This window comes from Brevibacterium ammoniilyticum, assembly GCF_038429965.1.
Lineage (GTDB): Bacteria > Actinomycetota > Actinomycetes > Actinomycetales > Brevibacteriaceae > Brevibacterium > Brevibacterium ammoniilyticum.
On record NZ_BAABNP010000020.1, the window covers coordinates 22,969 to 44,338 of the forward strand.

22 protein-coding genes are annotated in these 21,370 nt (G+C 68.5%); 17 read left to right on the forward strand and 5 right to left on the reverse strand.

The annotated features are described in order from the left end of the window. Positions 1 to 152: 152 nt before the first annotated feature. Positions 153 to 1,148: a type I glyceraldehyde-3-phosphate dehydrogenase gene (gap, locus tag AAHA49_RS16435; protein ID WP_342039019.1), complete on the forward strand. Its 996-nt coding sequence runs from the start codon at positions 153 to 155 to the stop codon at positions 1,146 to 1,148. A gap of 251 nt (positions 1,149 to 1,399) precedes the next feature. Here the strand turns inward: gap and AAHA49_RS16440 are convergent, their stop codons facing one another. After that, positions 1,400 to 1,717: an XRE family transcriptional regulator gene (locus AAHA49_RS16440; protein WP_342039020.1), complete on the reverse strand. Its 318-nt coding sequence runs from the start codon at positions 1,715 to 1,717 to the stop codon at positions 1,400 to 1,402. A 221-nt stretch (positions 1,718 to 1,938) separates the two neighbouring features. Between AAHA49_RS16440 and AAHA49_RS16445 the strand changes: the two genes are divergently transcribed. Beyond that, complete coding sequence (locus AAHA49_RS16445; protein ID WP_342039021.1) at positions 1,939 to 2,886, forward strand: hypothetical protein; 948 nt, start codon at positions 1,939 to 1,941, stop codon at positions 2,884 to 2,886. Positions 2,887 to 2,917: 31 nt separating this feature from the next. Here the strand turns inward: AAHA49_RS16445 and AAHA49_RS16450 are convergent, their stop codons facing one another. Next, complete coding sequence (locus AAHA49_RS16450; protein ID WP_339392393.1) at positions 2,918 to 3,466, reverse strand: DedA family protein; 549 nt, start codon at positions 3,464 to 3,466, stop codon at positions 2,918 to 2,920. Between the two features lie 448 nt (positions 3,467 to 3,914). Here AAHA49_RS16450 and AAHA49_RS16455 point away from each other — a divergent pair, with 448 nt between their 5' ends. The 8 genes from AAHA49_RS16455 to AAHA49_RS16490 all read left to right on the forward strand — a co-directional run bounded on the left by AAHA49_RS16455 (position 3,915) and on the right by AAHA49_RS16490 (position 14,519). After that, positions 3,915 to 4,304, forward strand: a complete 390-nt coding sequence (locus tag AAHA49_RS16455; protein WP_342039022.1) for a hypothetical protein — start codon at positions 3,915 to 3,917, stop codon at positions 4,302 to 4,304. Then, on the forward strand, positions 4,237 to 5,811 hold the full coding sequence (locus AAHA49_RS16460; RefSeq protein ID WP_339392391.1) for a sensor histidine kinase: 1,575 nt from the start codon (positions 4,237 to 4,239) through the stop codon (positions 5,809 to 5,811). Before AAHA49_RS16455 ends, AAHA49_RS16460 begins: the two co-directional genes overlap by 68 nt. Next, positions 5,808 to 6,467 carry a response regulator transcription factor gene (locus tag AAHA49_RS16465; protein ID WP_339392390.1) on the forward strand — a complete coding sequence of 220 codons (660 nt, stop codon included), beginning with the start codon at positions 5,808 to 5,810 and terminating at the stop codon, positions 6,465 to 6,467. The genes AAHA49_RS16460 and AAHA49_RS16465 overlap by 4 nt, the downstream gene beginning before the upstream one ends. Positions 6,468 to 6,532: 65 nt before the next feature. Then, entirely contained in the window at positions 6,533 to 7,771 is a 1,239-nt protein-coding gene (locus tag AAHA49_RS16470; protein WP_342039023.1) for a glycosyltransferase family protein, read from the forward strand. Between the two features lie 46 nt (positions 7,772 to 7,817). Further along, on the forward strand, positions 7,818 to 9,029 hold the full coding sequence (locus AAHA49_RS16475) for a glycosyltransferase (protein ID WP_422614419.1): 1,212 nt from the start codon (positions 7,818 to 7,820) through the stop codon (positions 9,027 to 9,029). Then, positions 9,026 to 10,156 (forward strand): glycosyltransferase family 4 protein, encoded by a 1,131-nt coding sequence (locus tag AAHA49_RS16480; protein ID WP_339392387.1) that lies wholly within the window; start codon positions 9,026 to 9,028, stop codon positions 10,154 to 10,156. Before AAHA49_RS16475 ends, AAHA49_RS16480 begins: the two co-directional genes overlap by 4 nt. Then, positions 10,153 to 12,132, forward strand: a complete 1,980-nt coding sequence (locus AAHA49_RS16485) for an ABC transporter ATP-binding protein (RefSeq protein ID WP_339392386.1) — start codon at positions 10,153 to 10,155, stop codon at positions 12,130 to 12,132. Before AAHA49_RS16480 ends, AAHA49_RS16485 begins: the two co-directional genes overlap by 4 nt. Beyond that, positions 12,129 to 14,519, forward strand: coding sequence for a hypothetical protein (locus AAHA49_RS16490; RefSeq protein WP_339392385.1), 2,391 nt, complete (start codon positions 12,129 to 12,131; stop codon positions 14,517 to 14,519). The genes AAHA49_RS16485 and AAHA49_RS16490 overlap by 4 nt, the downstream gene beginning before the upstream one ends. A 16-nt stretch (positions 14,520 to 14,535) precedes the next feature. Here AAHA49_RS16490 and mgrA read toward each other — a convergent pair whose 3' ends face one another. The 3 genes from mgrA to AAHA49_RS16505 all read right to left on the reverse strand — a co-directional run bounded on the left by mgrA (position 14,536) and on the right by AAHA49_RS16505 (position 16,578). Beyond that, positions 14,536 to 15,576 carry an L-glyceraldehyde 3-phosphate reductase gene (gene mgrA, locus AAHA49_RS16495; RefSeq protein WP_339392384.1) on the reverse strand — a complete coding sequence of 347 codons (1,041 nt, stop codon included), beginning with the start codon at positions 15,574 to 15,576 and terminating at the stop codon, positions 14,536 to 14,538. A gap of 45 nt (positions 15,577 to 15,621) precedes the next feature. Beyond that, on the reverse strand, positions 15,622 to 15,939 hold the full coding sequence (locus AAHA49_RS16500; protein WP_339392383.1) for a 4a-hydroxytetrahydrobiopterin dehydratase: 318 nt from the start codon (positions 15,937 to 15,939) through the stop codon (positions 15,622 to 15,624). 72 nt (positions 15,940 to 16,011) lie between these two features. Beyond that, entirely contained in the window at positions 16,012 to 16,578 is a 567-nt protein-coding gene (locus AAHA49_RS16505) for a CGNR zinc finger domain-containing protein (protein ID WP_339392382.1), read from the reverse strand. 25 nt (positions 16,579 to 16,603) lie between these two features. Between AAHA49_RS16505 and AAHA49_RS16510 the strand changes: the two genes are divergently transcribed. From AAHA49_RS16510 to AAHA49_RS16540, 7 genes are all read left to right on the forward strand, one after another. Then, entirely contained in the window at positions 16,604 to 16,987 is a 384-nt protein-coding gene (locus AAHA49_RS16510; protein ID WP_339392381.1) for a hypothetical protein, read from the forward strand. A 130-nt stretch (positions 16,988 to 17,117) separates the two neighbouring features. Further along, positions 17,118 to 18,905 carry a hypothetical protein gene (locus tag AAHA49_RS16515; protein ID WP_339392380.1) on the forward strand — a complete coding sequence of 596 codons (1,788 nt, stop codon included), beginning with the start codon at positions 17,118 to 17,120 and terminating at the stop codon, positions 18,903 to 18,905. Positions 18,906 to 19,062: 157 nt separating this feature from the next. Beyond that, positions 19,063 to 19,476: a MarR family winged helix-turn-helix transcriptional regulator gene (locus tag AAHA49_RS16520; protein WP_339392379.1), complete on the forward strand. Its 414-nt coding sequence runs from the start codon at positions 19,063 to 19,065 to the stop codon at positions 19,474 to 19,476. Positions 19,477 to 19,648: 172 nt separating this feature from the next. Continuing rightward, complete coding sequence (locus tag AAHA49_RS16525) at positions 19,649 to 19,969, forward strand: DMT family transporter (protein ID WP_339392378.1); 321 nt, start codon at positions 19,649 to 19,651, stop codon at positions 19,967 to 19,969. A 56-nt stretch (positions 19,970 to 20,025) separates the two neighbouring features. Then, on the forward strand, positions 20,026 to 20,376 hold the full coding sequence (locus AAHA49_RS16530) for a DMT family transporter (RefSeq protein ID WP_339392377.1): 351 nt from the start codon (positions 20,026 to 20,028) through the stop codon (positions 20,374 to 20,376). A 150-nt stretch (positions 20,377 to 20,526) separates the two neighbouring features. Beyond that, entirely contained in the window at positions 20,527 to 20,781 is a 255-nt protein-coding gene (locus AAHA49_RS16535) for a PspC domain-containing protein (RefSeq protein WP_339392376.1), read from the forward strand. A 172-nt stretch (positions 20,782 to 20,953) separates the two neighbouring features. Further along, a complete protein-coding gene (locus AAHA49_RS16540) occupies positions 20,954 to 21,250 on the forward strand; it encodes a hypothetical protein (RefSeq protein ID WP_339392375.1) in 297 nt (98 codons plus the stop codon). Positions 21,251 to 21,370 lie beyond the last annotated feature (120 nt).

The window sequence follows — 21,370 nt, forward strand, 5'->3', positions numbered from 1 at the left end:
CCCGCATTCGGCCACATGGCCGAAAACTTGCGCTCTCTGGCAATAAGACTGGCGAGAATCTTTCGCAGACTGTCGTGCTGGCCACTGTTGCCGGCGCTCCGAACTCGAGATCATGGTGGTGTACCGGTTATCAGACCTCCCAAGGAGAGACATTGACCCGCATCGCCATCAACGGATTCGGTCGCATCGGTCGCGCCACCCTGCGCGCGCTGAGTGAGCGCAACAGCGAGATCGACGTCGTCGCGATCAACGACCTCGGTGACCTCGAGGAGCTTGCCCGTCTGCTCAAGTTCGACACCACGCTGGGACGATTCCCGGGGACTGTCGAGGCCTCCGGCGACAGCCTCGTCGTCAACGGTCATTCGATCCGCGTCTTCGCTGAGAAGGACCCGACGCAGCTGCCGTGGGGCGACCTCGACATCGACGTCGTCCTCGAAGCCACCGGCCGTTTCACCAAGGCCGACAAGGCCCGCGCGCACATCGAGGCCGGCGCCAAGAAGGTCCTCGTCAGTGCCCCCTCGAAGGGTGCCGACGTCACCCTGGCCTACGGTGTCAACACCGAGGCGTACACCCCCGATGCGACGATCATCTCCAATGCCTCGTGCACGACGAATGCGCTCGCGCCGCTCGCGAAGGTCCTCGACGACCTCGCCGGCATCGAACACGGGTTCATGACGACCGTCCACGCCTACACCGGCGACCAGAACATCGTCGACGGACCGCACAAGGATCCCCGCCGTGCCCGTGCCGCCGCCGCGAACATCATCCCGACCTCGACCGGTGCGGCGAAGGCCATCGGCCTCGTGCTGCCGGGCCTCGACGGCAAGCTCAGCGGCGACGCGATGCGCGTGCCGGTGCCGGTCGGTTCGATCGTCGAACTCAACACGACGGTGTCGAAGGACGTCACCCGCGACGAGGTGCTCGCCGCCTACCGTGCGGCCGCCGACGGTCCGCTCAAGGGCGTCCTCGACTACGAGGAGGAGCCGGTGGTCTCCTCCGACATCGTCGGTCAGCCTGCCTCGTCGATCTTCGACGCCGAGCTCACCCGCGTCGACGGCCGCAACATCAAAGTCGTCGCCTGGTACGACAACGAGTGGGGCTTCTCAAACCGCGTCGTCGACAACCTCGAGCTCATCGGCCGCAGCTGAGACGCCCGCCGGTTTCCGTGTGGAGTGCCTGCGCGGACCGGCTGCGCGGGAAATCGCGACGTCTCAGCCGCTGACCGCGCACTGAATGCCGTGTGGGGCGCTCCTCGAATCGAGGGGCGCCCCACACTGCTGTCATCGTGCGCATGCCGGCCTCGGTGCGGCGGCCCGCATGCGCGGCGTGTCGGGCCCATAGGCTCAGACGGGCGCTTGCAGCCTCGGGGCAGCGGCCTGTTCGGCCTGGTGCCGGAAGGTCACACGTCGTCGGCTCCGGTGGTGCCGCCTTCGTTCTCCCAGCGCTCGACGGCGCGGACCTTCAGGCGGTTGAACTTCAGGCGGACTCCGTAGCCGCCGTCGCTGTCGTCGGGGACGAACCGGGCGCCGTAGTGTTCGAGGGCGAGGACGAGGCGCCGTTCCTGCTCCGCGGTGAGGTCGTCGCGGCACTTCTCGTAGTCCTTGAGGCCCGCCTTGTCGATCTCGGCCTGCACGGCGACGTCCTTGAGGGACACCTGGGTGAGGATGCGGGCGGCACGGGCCAAGGGGCCGTCGATGATGATCTCTTCGCTGCTCATGTCCTAACCCTGCCAGATGGTCATCGTGCCTGCCAAGGCGGGGTAACGGCAGATCTGGGGTGGCAGTCTTCCGTTGCTGGCGCTGCCAGACGAATTTCCTGTTCTATTCTGTGCCGATGATGTCGTGTCAGTGCCGATGGTTACGCTGTTCGTCAATCTCGCGGCCGCTGGGGCCCGGGCAGCCGCACCGCACCAACGGTGCCCGATGGAAGGTCAGATCAATGGAGATCACGACAGAGAGCATTCGACGTCTGGCGAACCGCTGCCGAGACGTCACCGACACCGAGGCGGGCCCCCGCGGCCCGATCGGCTACCCGCTGAGTCTTGCGCTGTGCATCATCGACGCGATCTACTCCACGGGATCGCATCCGACCGCGGTCGCGAACATCGTCGACCGCTACATCGCCAGACATGGGAATGCCGACGGCGCGAAGTCCCTGCGGTATTCGATCGCCTCGGTCGGAGGGGAGAGGGCATGGGCGGAGACAGTGGCCCACAATCTCAAACCGGCCAGCACGCAGGCGGGCGCGCCGCTCAAGGCCGCAGTCATCGATCAGGCGACGAGGCTCATGGCCGATCTCGACATCGAAACGGTTCCCGACCTGCTCTCGGCAGTCGAGGCGAACCCCGAGGAGAACGAGGTGCTCAGCGGGTGGACGACCCTGCCGAGCCAGAGTTCGAAGGTGACGTTCTTCCACCTTCTCGCCCTTGCCGGATCCGCTCATTTCGAACCGGATCTTCGGGTCCGACGGTTCCTCACGGACATCGCCTGCGAGTTCCTCCCACCTTTCACCGAGGTGGGTCCCGGTGACGACGACTACCCAGGTACCGCTGAGTATGAGAGCCGTTTCGCCGAGGCGGTCGAAGCAGCACCGTCCGGCGAGGCGGTCGTCGAGGAGGGGGCGGGTCTCGGAGATGAGTGGGCCGGTCCAGGTGGTGACTGGTCGCCGGGAAACGGTCGTTGGGACTTCAGTGGCCCGGGATTCGGCGATCGTCCGATGGAGGCTGACGATGCCCGGCGCCTCATCAGCGAGACCGCCGATATCCTCGGAATGCGCGTCGATGAGCTCGGGCGACTCGTCTGGCAGCTGGCTCACGGTCGCATCCGGCCGCCACGTCCCAGGCAGGAGACCGAAGCGTGGAGTGGCCTCGCCTTCAGCGCGGGGTGAGCCGTCAACAGTGAGGGACGATCGCCTGATCTCAGCCCTTCTGCTTCGCCTTCCGGTTCTCCTTGACGAAGGCGAAGACGAAGACTCCGACGATGAGGGCGATCGTCACCCACAGCGAGTATTTGTCGATGACCTTGAGGACGTCGACGGCGGCCCTGCCGAGCTGATAGCCCAGCAGCGCCCAGAGCAGGGTGAAGAGCATGCTGCCGAGGAAGTTCGCGGCAAGGAAGAGCCTCAGACGCATACCCGTCCACCCGGCGACGATGTAGACGAGCGGCTGGGGCACACCGGGGCACGGGGCGATGAGCGTCATGAGGAAGAGTGCCCACTTGGGGATGCGCTTGAGCCGATCGATGCGGCGAAGCTGACGCTCATCCTGGGCGAAGAGGCGCAGCACCCCGTCGGCCCAGCGTCGTCCCGCGAGCCAGAACGCCCAATCGAGTTTCACCATGCCGATGAACCCGGCGAGGATGACCAGCCACAGCGGAATCTCGCCGACGCGGGCATAGGCACCGGCCGCAACGATCGCCGTCTTCGCGCCGTTGATGAATTCCTGGAGCACCGGCGCGTTGACGAGCATCCACGGTCGCACCGGCAGCAGCGCGAGATAGATGACCGGGACGCCGATGATGATGAAGAGGAGGAGTTTGTCGAGCGGAGCGGCCTTGCCCTGCCACGGTTTGATCGCTGCCCAGGGGTTCTCCTCGGCGGCCGGCTTCTCTCCGGACTCCTCACCGGTGCCGTCCGGCTCCTCGCCCGCCGAGGCGGTGGTCCCGGCTGATTCGGAAGAGGCGTCGGGGGTGGCCGCCTGAGCGTCGCGGTCCTCGACGGAAGAGCCGCCGGTCTCAGCGGAGGACTCGTCGCGGCGGATGGACTCGTCGTGGCGGCGTTCCTCGCTGATGGCATCTCCTGCGACTGCGTCGACGGTGGGCGTTCACAGTATCGCACGACAGCCCGGAGTCTGCTTAAGAAGACTCTCATCGCCGACGACTCGACAAAGCCGACCCCCCTTGGGCAGGGTGGACAGTGTGGGGCGACACTCGAAGTTTCTCAGCGCGGCGGTGACCGGGCTGGTCGTTGTTCTCGCCGGATTGGCCTTCGTCATCGTCCGCGGCACCGCCCAATCGCAGACACCCGACCTCACCCCGGTCCACGTTTCTCCCACCCCGACTGATCCGGGCGGAAGCGCAGAAGAAGACCCCGCCGATGCCGACGCCGGCGGCTCAGGTGACGGACGCTCACCTGGAGGAGGCGCGTCGGCCTCCGGCGATGCGTCATCGCAGGGACAGGGCGAACTCCAGCACAGCTACGAACCGGCCCCGAACCCGCCGCGAGAAGTGCCCGACGACGATGACGCAGACGACTCAGGCGACGACGATGACGACGACGATGACGGAGATGTCGATGACGACGACTGATCGTCGCATCAGGCTCACCGTCGAGAACCGTCTGACCATCGCGGTCTCCGTGCTCTCGGTCCTCACTCTCACGATCGTCGGACTGGTCCTCTACTCGGTGGAGTCGAACAACGTGTCCAATCGCATCTCGTCCTCGATGTCACAGGAGATCGGGGAGATGCGGGCATTCGCCCAGACCGGCGTCGACCCCGAGACCGGTCGACCCTTCGTCTCCATCGACCACATCCTCGGTCAGTTCCTCGCCCAGAACCAGCCGGATGCCCACGAAGCCCTCTTCGCGTTCCTCAGCGACGGACGGGTCCTCTACCAGGGCGAACCGAGCGCACTCGTGCGCGGCTCGCAGCCCCTCGAACGGGCGGTCGCTGCGGAATCGGACCAAGGAGGGGAATTCTCGCTGCGCGTCGACGGCAGCGAGTACGTGGGCTTTGTCCTCCCCGTCGCAAGCGTCACCTCGAGCAGCGAGGCGACCAGCACCTCATCCGCTTCGCCCCCTGCCCCATCGGCCGCGCCCACGTCAGCGGGAGCGCCTGCAGGCGGCTCGGCCGGAAGCGGCGGTGTCGACCCGGAGAGCGCACGCGGGTCGTTCGTCATCGTCACCAACGCCACCGCCAGTCGGGCCGACCTCACACAGGTCATGCAGCTCTACGTCGTCGTCGCCCTCTTGGCGACGCTGATCATCTCCGGCATCTCCTCCGTCCTCGCCCGACGTCTGCTCTCCCCGGTGACAGAGCTCAGGCAGACCGCACAGTCGATCTCCGGCGGCGATCTGAGCAATCGGCTCGAAACCCGCGGCAACGACGACATCGCCGAACTCGGTCGCACCTTCAACGCGATGCTCGACCGCCTCGAATCCTCGTTCGCGGCCCAACGGCAGTTCCTCGACGATGTGGGTCACGAACTGCGGACGCCCCTGACGATCCTCAGCGGTCACCTCGAGACCATGAACGCCGCCGATGTCGACGATGTCGACGAGACTCGGGCGCTCCTCCTCGACGAGACCGACAGGATGGCCCGACTCGTCGAAGAGCTCCTCGTGCTCGCCCGGTCCCGCCGGCCCGATTTCGTCCGCCCGGAGACGGTCGATGTTCCGAGCCTTCTCGACGATGTCCTCGCCAAGGCGACAGGACTGGCAGACCGGCAGTGGCAGATCGAGGTTCCCGCCCACCTCGAGCTGCGCGCCGACCGTCAGCGACTCACCCAGGCGCTCCTCCAGCTGGCGGCGAACGCCGTCGACCACACCGACGACGCCGGCACGATCACCTTCGGCGCCGAGGAGGACGCGACGCACGTTCACCTCTGGGTGCGCGACGACGGTGAAGGGGTGCCCCCGGAGATCGCCGCGGACATCTTCGACCGCTTCACCCGCGGAACCTCGGAGGGCGATGGCTTCGGGCTCGGTCTGTCCATCGTCGGCGCCATCGCCCACGCCCACGGCGGCACCATCGTCCTCGACCCCACCGAGGAGGGTGCCCGGTTCCGTCTGATCCTGCCGAAAGGACACCCGTGAAGAGAATTCTCGTCGTCGAGGACGAAGACCGGATCTCCTCGTTCATCGCCAAGGGCCTCGGTGCCGCCGGATTCGCAGCAGAGATCGCCGCGGACGGCATCACCGGCCGTGACCTGGCGGTGACAGGCGAGTTCGACCTCCTCGTCCTCGACATCGGACTGCCCGGCCTCGACGGCTTTCGCGTCCTCGCACAGCTGCGCGAACAGCGCCCGACGCTTCCCGTCCTCGTCCTCACCGCGCGGGACAACGCCGAGGACACGATCTACGCCCTCGAATCCGGGGCCGTGGACTACATGATCAAGCCGTTCCGCTTCGGTGAACTGCTCGCCCGCATCCGGCTGCGGCTCAAGGAGACCGTGCAGGAGGTCCCCACGACCGAACTGACGCGCGGTGATGTGCGCATCGACCTCCTCGGTCGCCAGGTCTGGGTCAGGGACCGTGCCGTGGACCTCTCGGCCAGGGAGCTCTCGTTGGCCGAGATCCTGCTGAAGAACCGCGGCAACGTCCTCTCGAGAGAACAGCTGCTCTCCCACGTGTGGGGATTCGACTTCGACCCGGGCTCCAACGTCGTCGACGTCTACGTCGGCTACCTGCGGCGCAAGCTCGGAAGCGACTTCGTCACCACGGTCCGAGGGTTCGGCTATCGCGTCGACTGACCTGATGAGAGGTCTCTCATCCTCGTCTCATCGCGACCTTAGTCTTCGCGACCACGCTGAAGGGTATGACAGAGAACCTGAGAATCGCGCTCTTCTCCCATGACTCCCTGGGCCTGGGCCATATCCGCCGGAACCGTGCGCTCGCCTTCGCGCTGGCCGCTCAGCTGCCGGAACTCACGGGACGCTCGGTGAGCGGACTCCTCATCGCCGGCAGCCCCGAGGCCGCCCGCTTCGACCTGCCCGGCGGCTGGGACTGGGTGATCCTCCCGGGCGTGACACCATCGGCCGGCGGCTACGCCCCGCGCGCGCTCGCCTCGACGATGGAGGGACTCAAGAGCCTGCGATCGGCGGCCATCACAGCGGTCCTCGAACAGCAGCAGCCCGACCTCTTCATCGTCGACCGGCATCCTTTCGGCATCGACGGCGAGCTGACCGAGGCGCTCGGCCGGGCCCGCACCCACGGGACCCGCACGGTGCTCGGCCTCAGGGAAGTGCTCGACGACCCCGCTGTCATCGCCTCGGAATGGGCACGTGTCGGCGGTCCCGGCGCGGTCGCCTCGGCGTTCGACGAAGTGTGGATCTACGGCGATCCGGAGGTCTACGACCCGCGCACCACCGGCGAAGTGCCCACCGAACTCGCCCGCCTGGCCAGAACCACCGGCTACCTCAGCCTCACCCAGCGGGAGAAGGTCGCATCCTTCGCCGATCCGGTCCTCAGCGCGGCAGAACCGTTCGTCCTGACCTGCCTCGGCGGCGGATCGGACGGAGCGGCCCTGGCCGAACGCGCCATCCTCGCCGCGCCGCCCGACGGCCACCGGCACATCGTCGTCGTCGGCCCGCAGATGCAGTTCGCCGAGGTCGACCGCCTCACCCGGTCAGCCCCCGAACGGGCGCACATCGTCCGGCACTGCCCGGACATGCCCGGACTCATCGCCCGCGCCGCTGCCGTCGTCTGCATGGGCGGGTACAACACGATGGCCGAGGTCATGGCCACCGCGACCCCGGCCCTCGTCGTTCCCCGGGTCGGTCACCGGGAGGAGCAGCCTCGTCGAGCCCGAGCGCTCTCCGCCGCCGGAGCCCTCGAATCCTGCCTTTTCGCCGAGGCGACTCCCGAATCCCTCGGCGACTGGTTCGCCCGGTGGGTCGGGTCGACGATGTCGAGAGGGCACATCGACCGCAGCGGCCTGCACACCGTCCCCCGCCTCGCCGCTGAGCTGCTCGGCCAGGTCAGCGCAGTGCCGCTGGCGACCACGACCGCCCGCCCCCATCCCACTCTCACCGAGGAGGCCCGCTGTGCCGTCTGAGACCGCCGTGACGCCGATCCCGCCTCGGCGGGGCTACGTCCTCAAGATGTATCCCCGCTTCTCCGAGACCTTCATCGTCTCCGAGATCCTCGCCCGCGAAGCGGCGGGTGAGGACATCGTCATCTTCTCCCTGCGTCCCTGCACCGACGCGCGGTTCCATCCCGAGCTCGCCAGGGTCAGAGCCCCGGTCATCCACGTTCCGCGGCCCTCGAGCGCTCGTGGCTTCTGGGAGCTGTGGCAGGAGGCGAACGCGGACCCGGTCGTCGCGCAGGCGGCAGCCGAGCACCTCGGCGAGCTGCTCGACCTCGACCACGACGACGTCGCCCAGGGCCTCGCGGTCGCCCGGCTGGCCCGGGACCACGGCGTGACCCATCTCCATGCGCACTTCGCGTCGGTGTCGACGACGATCGCCCGAGCGGCCTCGCTGCTCACCGGCATCCCCTACTCGTTCACCACGCATGCGAAGGACATCTTCCACGACAGCGTCGTCACCGCCGATCTCGCCCGCAAGGCCGCCGACGCCCACCACATCGTCGCGATCAGCGATTTCAACAGGGCATTCCTGGCCGCTCGGCTCGGCCCGGCCCTGGCGAAGAAGATCCATGTCGTCCGCAACGGCCTCGAGATCGACCGCTTCCCCTACCGTCCCGCACGCCCCGCGACGACGACACCGGCGCTGCTGGCCGTGGGCCGACTCGTCGAGAAGAAGGGCTTCGCCCATCTGCTCGACGCGCTCGCCCTGCTCGCTCGACAGGGACGGCGCTGTCGCCTCGACCTCGTCGGCACTGGCCCGCTCGAGGCGGACCTGCGAGCGCAGAGCACCGCACTCGGCCTCGACGACGCCGTGACGATGCACGGGGCACTGACCCAACGGGAGGTCCAGGCGATGGTCGACGGGCACGACATCCTCGTCGCCCCGTTCGTCCCCGCCTCCGACGGCAATGTCGACGGTCTGCCCACCGTCCTCCTCGAAGGCATGGCCGCGGGCATCCCCTGCATCGCAGGAAGTGTGACCGCCGTGCCGGAGATCGTCGTCGACGGAGTGACCGGGTGGCTCGTCGACGGCACCGACCCGGGGGCGATCGCAGCCGCCGTCGCCGAGGTGGTCGACCGACGAGCAGACGACCCGGAGTCGCTGCGACGGATCACCGACACAGCCCGTGACCGCGTCTGCGCCCTCCACGACTCCCGCGTGCAGGCCGAGGAGCTCGCAGCACTCATCGCCGCTCCCGCAGAAGAACTCGAGGTCGCCTCATGAGAATCGCCTACCTCCTCCTCGACCCCGGCATCGGGGTGTTCGGCACGAAGGGCGCGAGCGTCCACGTGCAGGAGGTCATCCGCACGTTCCGGTCCCTCGGTCATGAGGTCACCGTGTTCTGCACACGCACAGACACCGAGGTGCCCGCCGATCTGGCCGATCTCGACGTCGTGCGCCTCGACCTTCCCGCGGGGCTCGATCGGGGCAGTCGGGAGGTCGAACTGCTGCGGGTCTCCGACGCGCTCGCCGATCTGGTGGCCACGCAGCACCCGGAGACGGAACTCGTCTACGAGAGATACTCCCTGTTCTCGACGGCCGGTGCGCGGATCAGTGACCGTCTCGATGTTCCCCTGCTCCTCGAGGTCAACGCACCGCTCATCGACGAACAGCGCACTCACCGTGGTCTGGTCCACGACGACCATGCCGCTGCGGCCACCGCGGTCAGCTTCGGTCGGGCACGGCGCCTCGTCTGCGTCAGCGACGCCGTCGCGGACTGGGTGCACAGAGAGCACCCGGGGCTGCCCGATGTGACCGTCGTGCCCAACGGCGTCGACACCGACCGGATCGTCCCCGGACAGGGGGGAGACGGTCCGGTGCGCATCGGCTTCGTCGGCACCCTCAAACCGTGGCACGGCACCGACCGACTGCTGAGCGCCTGCGCAGGACTGCGAGGACCGTTCGCACTCGACATCGTCGGACACGGGCCCGAAGCCGAGACCCTCGCCGAGCTCGCCGCCGACCTCGGGCTGGGCGACCGAGTCACCTTCCACGGTGCGCTCGCCCCCGCTGAGGTTCCCGCCCGGCTGCGCGCCTTCGACATCGCTGCGGCCCCCTACCCGTCGGGGCCGAACTACTTCTCACCGCTCAAGGTCTACGAGTACATGGCCGCAGGGCTGCCCACGGTCGCCTCGGCAGTCGGAGCCCTCCCCGACCTCATCGACGGAACCGGGCTGCTCGTCCCGCCCGATGACACCGGCGCCCTCACCGCCGCGCTCCAGACGCTGCTGGACGACCCTGCGCTGCGCACCCGCATGGGAGACACGGCCCGCGCCCAGGCGGTGGCGAACCATTCGTGGGCCCGTCGCGTCCGCGACATCCTCGACCCCGTCCTCCAGGAGACCGCATGAAGCTCCGCCCGAAGCGCACCGCCGCTCAGCGCGCCGCCGACGACCGGCACGGTGGTCGGCCGGCGGGGACATCCTCCGCCCCGCCGACCGCCACCGCTCTGCGCCGGACCCTGCGCATCATCACCCCGCATCTGAGCCGGCACACGTGGCTGATCATCGCGGGCCTCGCCGCGCTGCTGGCCGATGTCGTCTTCCGCATCCTCGAGCCGTGGCCGATCAAGATCGCCGTCGACGCGGTCACCGCAGCGCTCGGAGCGAACATCGGCACGAGCTTCGGCCTCGGTTCGGGGCCGGCGACGACACTGGCCGCAACGGCGATCGGGCTGGCCGTCATCGTCGCCGGACGCGCACTGGCCAACTACACGTCGACGATCTGCTTCGCCCTTGTCGGCGCCAGGGTGGCCACCCAGCTGCGCTCCCGGGTCTTCGACCACATCCAGGCGCTGTCGCTGAAGTACCACTCCCGCGCCTCGATCGGCGACACCTCGCAGCGTCTCGTCGGCGATATCGGCCGTCTCCAAGAGGTCGCCGTCACCGCGGGACTGCCCCTGCTCGGCAACATCATCACCCTCGCCCTGCTGCTCGTCGTCATGGTCGTCCTCGACCCGGTGCTCTCAGCGATCGTGCTCGCCACCGCCGTCGTCTACGGTCTCCTCTCACGGTTCTCGACACCGAAGATCACGACCGCCTCACGATCGACGCGCAAGGGAGAGGGCCGCCTCGTCGGATCCGCCGCCGAAGCCCTCGGGGCGATCCGCGTCGTCCAGGCCTACGGGCTCGAACGTACGGTGGCTGCCGACTTCGCCGACGGCAACGAACGCGCGCTGCGGGCCGGGGTCCGCGCCCGTCGCCTCGCCGCCGGTCTCGAACGTTCGACGGATGTCCTCGTCGGCATCTCCCAGGCGCTCGTCCTCGCCTTCGGCAGCTATCAGGTGCTCCGAGGTGCGATGACGCCCGGAGATCTGGTCCTCTTCCTCCTCTATCTCAAGATCGCGATGAAGCCGCTGCGCGATATGGCGAAGTACACCGGACGCATCGCCCGCGCCACCGCCTCGGGAGAGCGGATCGCCGATCTCCTCGACGAGCCGATCGAGATCGCCGACCGTCCGGATGCACTGACGATGGGCCCGGTGAGTGGGGACGTCGTCTTCGACGGCATCCGGTCCCAGGACGGGCACGGCCGCCCGCTCTTCGACGGACTCGACCTCCTCATCCCCGCCGGGCAGAGGGTCGGGATCCTCGGCGCCTCCGGGGCGGGCAAATCGACCCTGACGAGCTACCTGCTCCGCCTGGCCCAGCCCGAAGAGGGACACATCTACCTCGACGGCTACGACACCGCCAAGGTCACCCGGTCCTCCCTGCGCGGCAGTGTCTCGGTCCTCCTCCAGGAGTCGGTGCTCTTCGCCGCCAGCGTGCGGGAGAACATCCGCTACGGGCGCCTCGACGCCACCGACGCCGAGGTGGAGGCCGCCGCCCGCGCGGCCCGCGCCGATGAGTTCATCCGGGAGCTTCCCGACGGGTACGACACAGTGCTGGGCAACCGCGGGGACACGCTCTCCGGAGGTCAGCGGCAGCGGCTGGCGATCGCCCGCGCCCTCGTCCGCTCCGCTCCCGTCGTCGTCTTCGACGAGGCGAGCACCGGACTCGACCCGCGCACCCGAGCGCAGGTCACCGAATCGCTGTGGGCGCTCACGGAGGGACGCACCGGCATCGTCATCACCCACGACGTCGCAATGGTCAGAGGCCTCGACCGAGTCGTGTGGCTCGAAGGCGGCCGGATCGTCGAGGACGGTTCGCCCCAGGTTCTCGCCGCCGACCCGTCGAGCCGGCTCGCCCAGTGGATGCGCGACCAGGACGATGGTCAGGGCAGCGACCGGTTCGCCGAGGCTGCCCCGGCCCGGATCCGGTCCGCGGTCACCCGCAGGGGCGGGCAACCGCGGCGATCGACGGCCGTGGAAGCAGGGGCGCACCGATGACGACGCTCGAGACCACACCACCGGTGCCCGGCCACGCCCGCGGCCTCGGCGTGCCCTTCGTCGACGAGCTGCGTTCGGACTCCGCGCTCAGCGCTCGCCTCGGGTTCCCTGTCCGCCCCGTGCGGATCCGCGTCAAACCCGGCCGCAGTGCGATCGTCGCGTGGCAGCGGCTCGGGGGCGAGGGCCTGGCCGGGTGGGGGTGGTCGGCGGTGATGCGGGATCCCGACAAGCTGGGCAACCTCGATCGGCGTGCCGCACGCAGCGGGGAGGCTCTCCACCGTCACGCGGTCGGCGATGGCGGTTTCGTCCTGCTCAGCGGGGGAGTGCGCGCGGATCCGAAGCTCGGGCGGCTCATCGGGCGGGCCGCTCGGGCCATCGACATCGACACGTGCGCCGTCGTCGGCTGCAACCCCGGGCGCAGGGTGCTGCTGCGCCATCCCGGCCGCACGGTCATGGCAGCGGGAGCAGACACGGCGGACGGCGGCGGTGGTGTCGAGCTCGTGCGGATCGGCGCCGATTCCTTCGACCATATGATCACCGCCTCGGCGTGGTGGCGGACTCGGGGGCTGCCGACTCTGCCCGTCACCCGCCTCGGCGGGCAGGCAACAGCGGTGCGCACCCCGTGGTGGGGGTCGGGGGACCTCGACCGGTTCCCGGACCGATCGCTCGCCGAGGCGGTCGGCGGGGTGATCGCGGAACTCCACGCGCACAGTCCGACCGGGCTGCCCGCGGCAGGGCATGACCCCTCACCTCTGGCGATGCTCGCCGGGGCGCAGCGCCTGCTCTCGCGTCTCCTCGGCGAGGACGACCGTCTCGCCGGTCTCGTCCGGCGGATCGGACAGCGACTCGAGGCGGCGGACATGCTCGATGGCCCGCGCCCCGTCCATGGGGATCTCAGCCCGGATCAGGTGCTCATCGGAGACGGTGAGATCCGGATCATCGACCTCGACCGGGCGGGCGTCGGGTCGGCGGGGATGGACCTCGGGCGGTGGCTCGCGGCCTGCCGTCTCCGTGATGACGGCAACGGCCGGAACCTCGAGGAGGGGTTCCTGAGCGGGTATGCGCGCGCCGGCGGCACATCGGTGTCCGGCGGACCTGCTGCCTCGGTCCATGATGCCTGGGCGGCGTGGGCGCTGCTGGTCACCGCGGTCGAACCGTGGCGCACGTGCCGACCCGATTGGCAGGAGCGGACCGACCGGCATCTCGTCCTCGCCGAGGAGGCGCTGAGCGGTGTTCCGGGGCGCGGCGGCCTCCGGTCGGCAGTCCCCGAGCCCGAGGCCGCCGTTCCGATCCCCCGGACGGTCGCCGTCGACGGCGTCGACGCGCAGGTGCGACGGGCGTGGCCGGAGAAGAGCGGGCGGATCGCCTTCGAGGCGGTCGCCGACGGGAGGCTTCGCGCCGGATACCTCGCACTCGGCTCCGACCGGAATGCGCCGCGAGTGACGGTGCTACGTGAAGGCGTCGACCCGCAGCTGCCGGGACTCGCGCCGCTGCTCAGCGGGACGGAGCCCGGACGGCTCATCTCGCATCGGCCCGGTCGGCGTGCCGTGGTCGCTCTTGCCGACGGCACCTTCGCCAAATGCGTGCGCGAAGGCCGGACGGGGACGATCCTCGCCGGTCAGGAACGCTCTGTCGCCTTCGCCGCAGGGTTCACCCTCCCGACGGTGCTCGATGCCGACGCCTCGACGGTGCGTCTGTCCCGGGTGCCGGGCGTCGAACTCCACGACCCCGGTCGCCTCGGTGAGCACTGGGAGCGTGCGTGGACGGACTGCCTGGCAGCCTGGGCACAGGCCGGCTCGTTCCCGGAGCAGGGCCCGGCTGCGTCCGGCGACTCTCACGGTCCGACGTCGGCGACCACGCATTCGGCCGCAGACGAAGCACGCGTGCTCGAGGACTGGCGCGACCGCGCCGCCGGCCCCCTCGGCGCTCTCACGGCCGGACTCGACCCGTTCCTGGCCGAGGTCACCGCAGAGCTGCGCGAGGGCGCTGCGGTGGGGGCCGATACGACCGGGATCGCCGCCTCTGCGGCGGATGCTCGGGGCAGCTGGGGGCCGGTGCACCGGGACCTCCACGACAAGCAGCTGATGTGGGATGCCGCGGCGGGGCCGGGTCTGCTCGACGTCGACACGGCATGTGCGGGCGAACGGGAGCTCGACCTCGGCAACCTCTGTGCGCACGCCGTATGGCGGCGCGAGCAGGGGATCTGGTCTCCGGCCCACGCCGACGTCGTTCTCACGGCGATCCGGGCGACCGCCTCGGCGAACGGCTTCGACCCGGTCAGGGTGAGACTGTACGAGCGGGCGACCCTGCTGCGCCTGGCCTGCGTCTATGCCTTCCGCCCGCAGTGGGCGGGCAGGACCGGGGCGCTCCTCCGGGCGGCGCGGTGAGGAGCGCTGAGCGGTCTCAGCTCTGCGTGCTCCGGCGGGCGTCGCCCCAGATGTCGACGCCCGAGTCGACGGCGAAGGCATCGATCGAGGCGAGCTCATCCTCGGTGAACGGCGGGGCGTCGAGCGCGGCGACATTGTTCTCCAGCTGGTCGATGCGGCTGGCGCCGATGACGAGGGAGGAGACCCGCGGGTCGCGCAGCGCCCAGGCGAGTGCCATCTGCGCGAGCGACTGACCGCGCGCCTCGGCGATCCGGCCGAGACCGCGGATCCGTTCGAGGTTGTCGGCGGAGAGGAACCCATCCTTGAACGAGGGTGTGGCCTTGCCTGCTCGGGAGTCCTCGGGCACTCCGCCGAGGTACTTGTCGGTGAGCAGACCCTGGGCGAGAGGGGAGAAGGCGATGACCCCGAGTCCCTCCTCGGCGGTCGTGTCGAGGAGGTCGTCGTCTTCGATCCATCGGTTGAGCATCGAGTACGAGGGCTGGTGGATGAGCAGGGGAGTGCCGAGGTCGCGGGCGATGCGCGCGGCCCGCGCGGTGTCGGCCGCGGAGTACGAGGAGATTCCGGCGTAGAGGGCGCGACCGGAGCGGACTGCGGTATCGAGCGCGCCGATGGTCTCCTCGAGCGGGGTCGAGGCGTCGGGTCGGTGGGAGTAGAAGATGTCGACGTAGTCGAGGCCGAGGCGGGCGAGGGAGGCGTCGAGGCTCGAGAGCAGGTACTTCCGACTGCCGCCGGGACCGCCGTAGGGCCCGGGGTGCATGGCCCAACCGGCCTTCGTCGAGATGATGAGCTCGTCCCGATAGGGGTGGAGGTCTTCGCGGAGCAGACGCCCGAAGTTGGTCTCGGCGGATCCAGCGGGTGGGCCGTAGTTGTTCGCGAGGTCGAAGTGAGTGATGCCGAGGTCGAAGGCGCGGTGAACCATGTCGCGCTGAGTCTGGAAGGCGACGTCGTCACCGAAGTTGTGCCACATGCCCAGCGACAGTGCGGGCAGGACGAGGCCGGATCGCCCGACGGGACGGTAGGTCATCGAGTCGTAGCGGTTCTTCGCGGCGGTGTACACAGATGTCTCCCCGGGCAGGCGAACAGTGGCTCTCTTCAGCTTAGGTCACGGGGCCTGTTCGGCTGCGATGTCCGCCTCGGCGGCGAAGTTGCTGATGCGGGCGGCGAGTTTGAGGTCGCGGTCGGTCACCGCACCGGTGTCGTGGCTGGTCAGGGTGATGGCGACGCTCGGGTAGGTGAGGGTGATGTCCGGATGATGGTTGGCGGCCTCGGCTGCGGCGCCGATTCGGTTGACGAATTCGAGCCCGGTCGCGAAGTCTCCCGTGGCGTATCGGGCGACGATGGTCTCGTCCTCGCCACGCCAATCGGTCAGCCCAGCTGCTTCGAGGGCATCGGTGAGTGTGTGTCCCGTGTATTCAGTCATGGTTCCATGCTAGGAACCGCGGTCTGTCGCGGGAACCCCTCGGCCGCGATTGCTCCCGAACTGTGTCGACGCTCAGTGCGGACGGTTCGCGATCGGCTGCGTCCGTGGCCCGGTTCTGGCCCGGTGCCGGCGCACGGCGTCGCGGTTGGCGCATCGGACCGAGCAGTAGCGCTGACGTCCGCCGCGCGTGACATCGACGACGACGTGCTCGCAGTCATCGCCGGGTGCCAGGCCTGCCGCGCATCTGCCGAGGCGGTGCATGCCGCGTGTCGTCAGGTGCAGAGCTGTGCCCACGGAGATGACGGCGCGCAGCACGTGGGCCAGGGACTGGTCGGCATCGCGGTAGTGCAGGTGCCAGCCTTCGCCGTCGTGGTCGACCAGCCGTGGGAAGGTCGCGGCGTGTGCCATGACCGCATTGAGCATCTCGGCGCGGTGCTCGGCGGTGTCGGCATCGACGATCTTCAGCCATTCGTCGATGACGGCACGGGTGTCGCCGAGGTCGGTCGGCGTGCGGGTGAACCCCATCGTCATCCCGAACTCCCTGGTCCGGGCTTCGATGCCGTCGCGATCCTCAGGCCAGTCGTCTGCGAGCGAGGCGGCGAGCAGCACCGCATATTCGCCGTAAGGGTTGAGTTGCATAAGACCATTACACCAGGGTGGAGTCATGGACACCAGAGCAGAACGCGAACACATCCACGGTGAGCCGCAGCCGAGTGGGCATTCGTCGACCGAGGCGGACCTCCGCTTCCCGCGGACCGGAAGTCCCTGCGCAGAGGACATGCCCACGCCGGGCGGACATCCGGCTGGCTGCCACGACGCCGCGGGCGGCTGCCGCGACGCCGATGGGGGCGGCGGCGCATGTGAGCACGGGTGGCTGACGGAATCGCGCCACCGAATCTCGACGGGGACGATCGTCTACGTGCGCTGCGTGCGGTGCGGGGCTCGGCGGGTCGATCACCTCGGCGGAAGCGCCCGTGTCCCCGACGCACTCAGTCGCACGCTCTTCGCCGATGCGCTCAGTCGCGCAATCGGCCGACCGTGCGGTTGACGTCCACACGGTATGGATAGATCCATGCCCTGTGGACCAGAACCGCGCGGTCACCGCCGTCCTCGAATGTTCACCTGATCTGCACCCGCGGATCAACCGGCGGCCAGGAGGCGCACGCACAATCACGATTGTGAGAATCAGTCCTGAACCGTCGCCTGCCGCCGGTCGCTTTCACCGCTCAGGCAGCCACTCGTCTCCGGTCATCCTCCCCGCGAGCGATCGCACGCCCGGCTCGCTCGGTCGCACGCCCGGCCCCATCGGTCACACCCCTCGCAAGCGATTCGTCGACCTCGAACTGCCCACCGGGGAACGCACCCGTGCCTACCGCGTCTTCGAGGCGCTGCCGGCCGTGGTCAGCTACACCGCGATCGCCCTCGTCTTCATCCTGCCCTTCATCGACCCGATGCTCGGCGCGGTCTATGTCCTCGCCATCGTCGGTCTGACGTTCGTCCGGGCGATGCGCGGGGCCGTCGACGTCGCCCGCGGGTTCGCGCGGTACCGGCGGGCGGCGCGCGTCGACTGGGGTGCCCGGCTCGTCGACCTCGAGCGGGCGATGGACGGTCTGCCGGCGCTGCCGTTCCCGCAGAGCGGGTTCCGTGCCGCTGAGCATGCGGCGACCGTGGAGCGGGTGCGTGAGCATCCCGCCGAGGCTGTCCGCCCGTCCGCGCTCATCCACGCCGTCGTCGTGGCAGCCTACAACGAGCCGTTCGAAGTCATCGCCGGGACGATCCGCACCCTGTTGCACACCTCGACCTCGCCCGGGCAGATCGCGGTGTTCTTCGCATACGAGGAGCGCGGGGGACCGGCGATGGCAGCCACGGCGCGGCGCCTCGCCGCCGCGTACGGTGACCGGTTCCGCGCCTTCGAGCTCGTTGCGCATCCAGCAGGTGTGTCGGGCGAGATCGCCGGCAAGGGTGCGAACATCACCCACGCAGGGAAGCGGTTGGCCGCTTGGGTGCGGGAGGAGGCGATCGACCCCGAACGGGTCATCGTCACCAGCCTCGACTGCGACAACATCCCGCACGAGTCCTACTTCGACTGCGTCGCCTACGAGTACGCGATCGCTCCCGATCGGCAACGGGTCTCGTTCCAGCCGATCAGCCTCTATGTCACGAACATCTGGGATGCCCCGGCTCCCTCGCGGGTGGTGGCGAGTGCGAACTGCTTCTGGAACCTGACGACGACGGTGAGGCTCTTCGCGCTGCGGAACTTCGCCTCGCATTCGCAGCCTCTGCCCGCGCTCATCGCGATGGGGTTCTGGTCGACGAAGACGATCGTCGAGGACGGTCACCAGTACTGGCGCAGCTGGTTCCACTTCGACGGGGACTACCGGGTGGTGCCCGTCCACGTGCCGATCTATCAGGATGCCGTGCTCGCCGGCAGCTTCGCCCAGACGATGGTCGCCCAGTTCAAGCAGCTCAGCCGGTGGTCGTACGGAGCCAGCGACGTCCCCTACGTCGGAGTGCGGGTGTTCGCCGGAGACGCGCGCTCGCCGTTCTGGCCTGGGTTCCTGCGCTTCCTCTCCCTCCTTGAAGGGCACGTCAGCCTGGCGTCGCTGTCGGTGATCATCGCCGTCGGCGGGTGGATCCCGTTCGTCATCGCCACGCACACCGGCCAGTCGACGGATTTCATCGACGTCATGCCCATGACCGTGGGCATCGTCCAACAGGTGGGGATGATCGGACTGCTCGTCTCGGTGCTCGTGTTCAGGGCGCTCCTGCCGCCGAGGCCGGTTCACGTCGCTCCGGTGCGCAGCCTGACGATGTGGCTGCAGTGGCTGCTCTATCCGCTCACCCTCCTCGTCTTCAACTCCGGGACCGCGCTGTATTCGCAGTGGTGCCTGCTCACCGGTCGCTACCGTGAGCGCTTCGACGTCACGGAGAAGCGACACAGCGCGGAGCTGCGCCGGTCCGCGTGACTCGGGCACCCTCGCCGAGGTGGTGGCTGGCCGGATTCGTCCGAAGAAGTCCTGGCCGAAGGTGGTGCTTCGCTCACACCACTGCTAGCCTAAATGCATGCACACGCAAACAAATCGCTCACAGGGGCCTGCTGACCTCGGGGGGTCGTGGTCGCGGGTGGCGGTCTTCGCCTCCGCGGTCGACGGCAATCTCGACAAGTGGCTGGCCGATAGCTATCGGCTGGGGCTGACGGAGTACCGGGCCTTGGGTTTCCTCCGTTTCGCCGACGACCGCGAACTGAGGGTGAGTGAGCTGGCGCGCAAGGTCGGGCTCAATCCGAGTTCGGTGACGCGGCTGGTGAGCAGGCTCGAAGCGAAAGGGCTGGCGGTGCGCGATGTGTGCGAGGATGACGGGCGCGGCGTCTTCGCGGTGCTCAGCGACCGTGGGGAGAGTCTCGCCGCAGAGATCGAACAGCCGTTCGCAGATCGACTGCGCGACGTGCTGGCCAGTCCGGATGTGCACTTTCCGGAGTTCGACGCCGAGGTGGTCGGTTCGGCGATGTCCGATGTCCGACGACTGCTGGGCGAGTGACTTGGGTGAGCGCCTCGGGTGGATGGCTCGGACCGCTCGCACGGACGACTCGGCATCGTTCGAACCTCGATCGCCCGGCCCTCTGCGTTCAGTGAACTGAAGATCGGTCGACATGTTTGCTGCTTCATCCTCATATAACTGTATGTACACACAAATAGAAAGGCTGAATACGATGAGTTGGCTCTATCTGGCGATCGCGGTGATCTTCGAGATCGCCGTCGGCATCGCCGCGGGCAAGGCAGAAGGATTCACCCGGCTGTGGTGGACGATCGCGACGCTGGCTGCGGGAGGGATCGCCACGTTCTTCCTCAGCCTGGCACTGCTGACCTTCGACGTCGGCGTCGGCTACGCACTGTGGACCTCGCTGGCCGGAGTGGGGATCGTCATCCTCGGCGCGCTGTTCCTCTCTCAACGTCTGACGTGGAGGAAGGCGGTCGGCATCGCCATCGTCATCGCGGGGGTCGTCGGCCTCAATCTGGCAGGAACGGCATGAGCGGGGCGCGCGAGGTTCCTCGCCGTACTCATTCGACGAGCAGGACCGGACAATGGTTGGCACTGCTGCTGGCCGGCGGCTTCGAGGTCGGTTATGCCCTCAGCGTCAACGGAAGTGCCGGATTCACCGACCTCGGCTGGTCTCTGGTGGCGATCGTCTTCTTCCTCTTCACGCTCTTCTTCCTCAGCGTCGCACTCAAGCGGATCGACGTCGGCATCGGCTATGCGGTGTGGGCGGGGATCGGGGCTGTGGGCGCTGCGGTGCTCGGACCCGTCTTCTTCGATGAGACGCTGACTGTGACGAAGGGAATCTGGTTGGCCGTGATCATCGGCGGAGTCGTCTGGCTCAAGCTCGCCGACAGCCCGGCGCTCGAGCGACGCGGACATGTGGAGCGCGCGGGGGAGTGATTGTCGGCACCCTCGCCGAGGTGGTGGCTGGCCCGGGGTGTCTGACGGCATCTCAACCCGCGCCGCCCCCACCGGTTTACGGTTTTCCTCAGTCGGGTCTCAGGTCTTCACCCCTGTGGAGCGGGCCGGGGGCGGCGTAGTGTCGAAGACATGAACTCACTATTCGATTCCATTCGCAAGATCGGTTTCCGCCGCGGACCCGACCGCATCCTCGGTGGCATCGCAGGCGGGCTCGCCGCCGTCACGGGACTCAATGTCTGGCTCGTGAGGATCCTCGTCCTCCTGTCATTCCTGCTTCCGGTGCTCGGTGTCGGCGCCTATGTCGTCGTCTGGGCGATCACCCCATGGCAGGACGGGAGCATCCCGCTCCAGCGTGCCTTCGGCGGAGGTCAGCTCGAACGCTAGGCACCTGCCGCCGAGAGGCCCATAGCTCGCGTGATCGTGATCGGCAGTTCCGGTCACGCGATGACGCCCCGCGATCCCTTGTCAGGGAGGGATCGCGGGGCGTCTGTGCATTCCGGAGCACGGCCGGTGTCTGCCGCCACTCCGGTCGTGAGACGATTCTCCGATGACACGGATGAGAACGCGCACCACTCAATCGGCGATGACGATCTGGGCGGCAGGTGCGCTCATCGCCGTCGACACCGTGTTCGTCGTCGCCTACATCCTCTGGTTCAACGCCGACGAGGCGGCTGTGAGCAGGGCTGAAGCTGCGGGCTTCGATACTTCGCAGTTGCTGCCTGCCTCAAATCTCCTCTGGGTGGCGATGAACGGTGCCCTCGTCGTTCTCCTCGGTGTCAACATCGTCGCCGTCAGCGCCTGGTTCGCCATGCTCGCGAGGCCGACCATCGCCCCAGACGGCCGCACGCACTAGGTTCGTCACCCGCGCTCACGCCCCGCGATTCCTCGACAGGGAGGGTGCGCGGGGCGTTTCCGTGTGTGCCCGAACACAAATAGATGTGGTTATCTCTGTGTTTATGCCCGAATGTGTGAC

Excerpts from the sequence above, each read along its gene's own strand:
- AAHA49_RS16525 (WP_339392378.1), top strand. The coding sequence starts at position 19,649 with ATGAGTTGGCTCTATCTGGCGATCGCGGTGATCTTCGAGATCGCCGTC.
- AAHA49_RS16475 (WP_422614419.1), top strand. The coding sequence starts at position 7,818 with ATGTATCCCCGCTTCTCCGAGACCTTCATCGTCTCCGAGATCCTCGCC.
- AAHA49_RS16500 (WP_339392383.1), bottom strand. The coding sequence starts at position 15,939 with ATGACTGAATACACGGGACACACACTCACCGATGCCCTCGAAGCAGCT.
- AAHA49_RS16505 (WP_339392382.1), bottom strand. The coding sequence starts at position 16,578 with ATGCAACTCAACCCTTACGGCGAATATGCGGTGCTGCTCGCCGCCTCG.
- AAHA49_RS16445 (WP_342039021.1), top strand. The coding sequence starts at position 1,939 with ATGGAGATCACGACAGAGAGCATTCGACGTCTGGCGAACCGCTGCCGA.
- AAHA49_RS16540 (WP_339392375.1), top strand. The coding sequence starts at position 20,954 with ATGAGAACGCGCACCACTCAATCGGCGATGACGATCTGGGCGGCAGGT.
- AAHA49_RS16440 (WP_342039020.1), bottom strand. The coding sequence starts at position 1,717 with ATGAGCAGCGAAGAGATCATCATCGACGGCCCCTTGGCCCGTGCCGCC.
- AAHA49_RS16510 (WP_339392381.1), top strand. The coding sequence starts at position 16,604 with ATGGACACCAGAGCAGAACGCGAACACATCCACGGTGAGCCGCAGCCG.
- AAHA49_RS16485 (WP_339392386.1), top strand. The coding sequence starts at position 10,153 with ATGAAGCTCCGCCCGAAGCGCACCGCCGCTCAGCGCGCCGCCGACGAC.
- AAHA49_RS16480 (WP_339392387.1), top strand. The coding sequence starts at position 9,026 with ATGAGAATCGCCTACCTCCTCCTCGACCCCGGCATCGGGGTGTTCGGC.
- AAHA49_RS16490 (WP_339392385.1), top strand. The coding sequence starts at position 12,129 with ATGACGACGCTCGAGACCACACCACCGGTGCCCGGCCACGCCCGCGGC.
- AAHA49_RS16535 (WP_339392376.1), top strand. The coding sequence starts at position 20,527 with ATGAACTCACTATTCGATTCCATTCGCAAGATCGGTTTCCGCCGCGGA.
- AAHA49_RS16460 (WP_339392391.1), top strand. The coding sequence starts at position 4,237 with ATGACGCAGACGACTCAGGCGACGACGATGACGACGACGATGACGGAG.
- AAHA49_RS16450 (WP_339392393.1), bottom strand. The coding sequence starts at position 3,466 with ATGCTCGTCAACGCGCCGGTGCTCCAGGAATTCATCAACGGCGCGAAG.
- AAHA49_RS16470 (WP_342039023.1), top strand. The coding sequence starts at position 6,533 with ATGACAGAGAACCTGAGAATCGCGCTCTTCTCCCATGACTCCCTGGGC.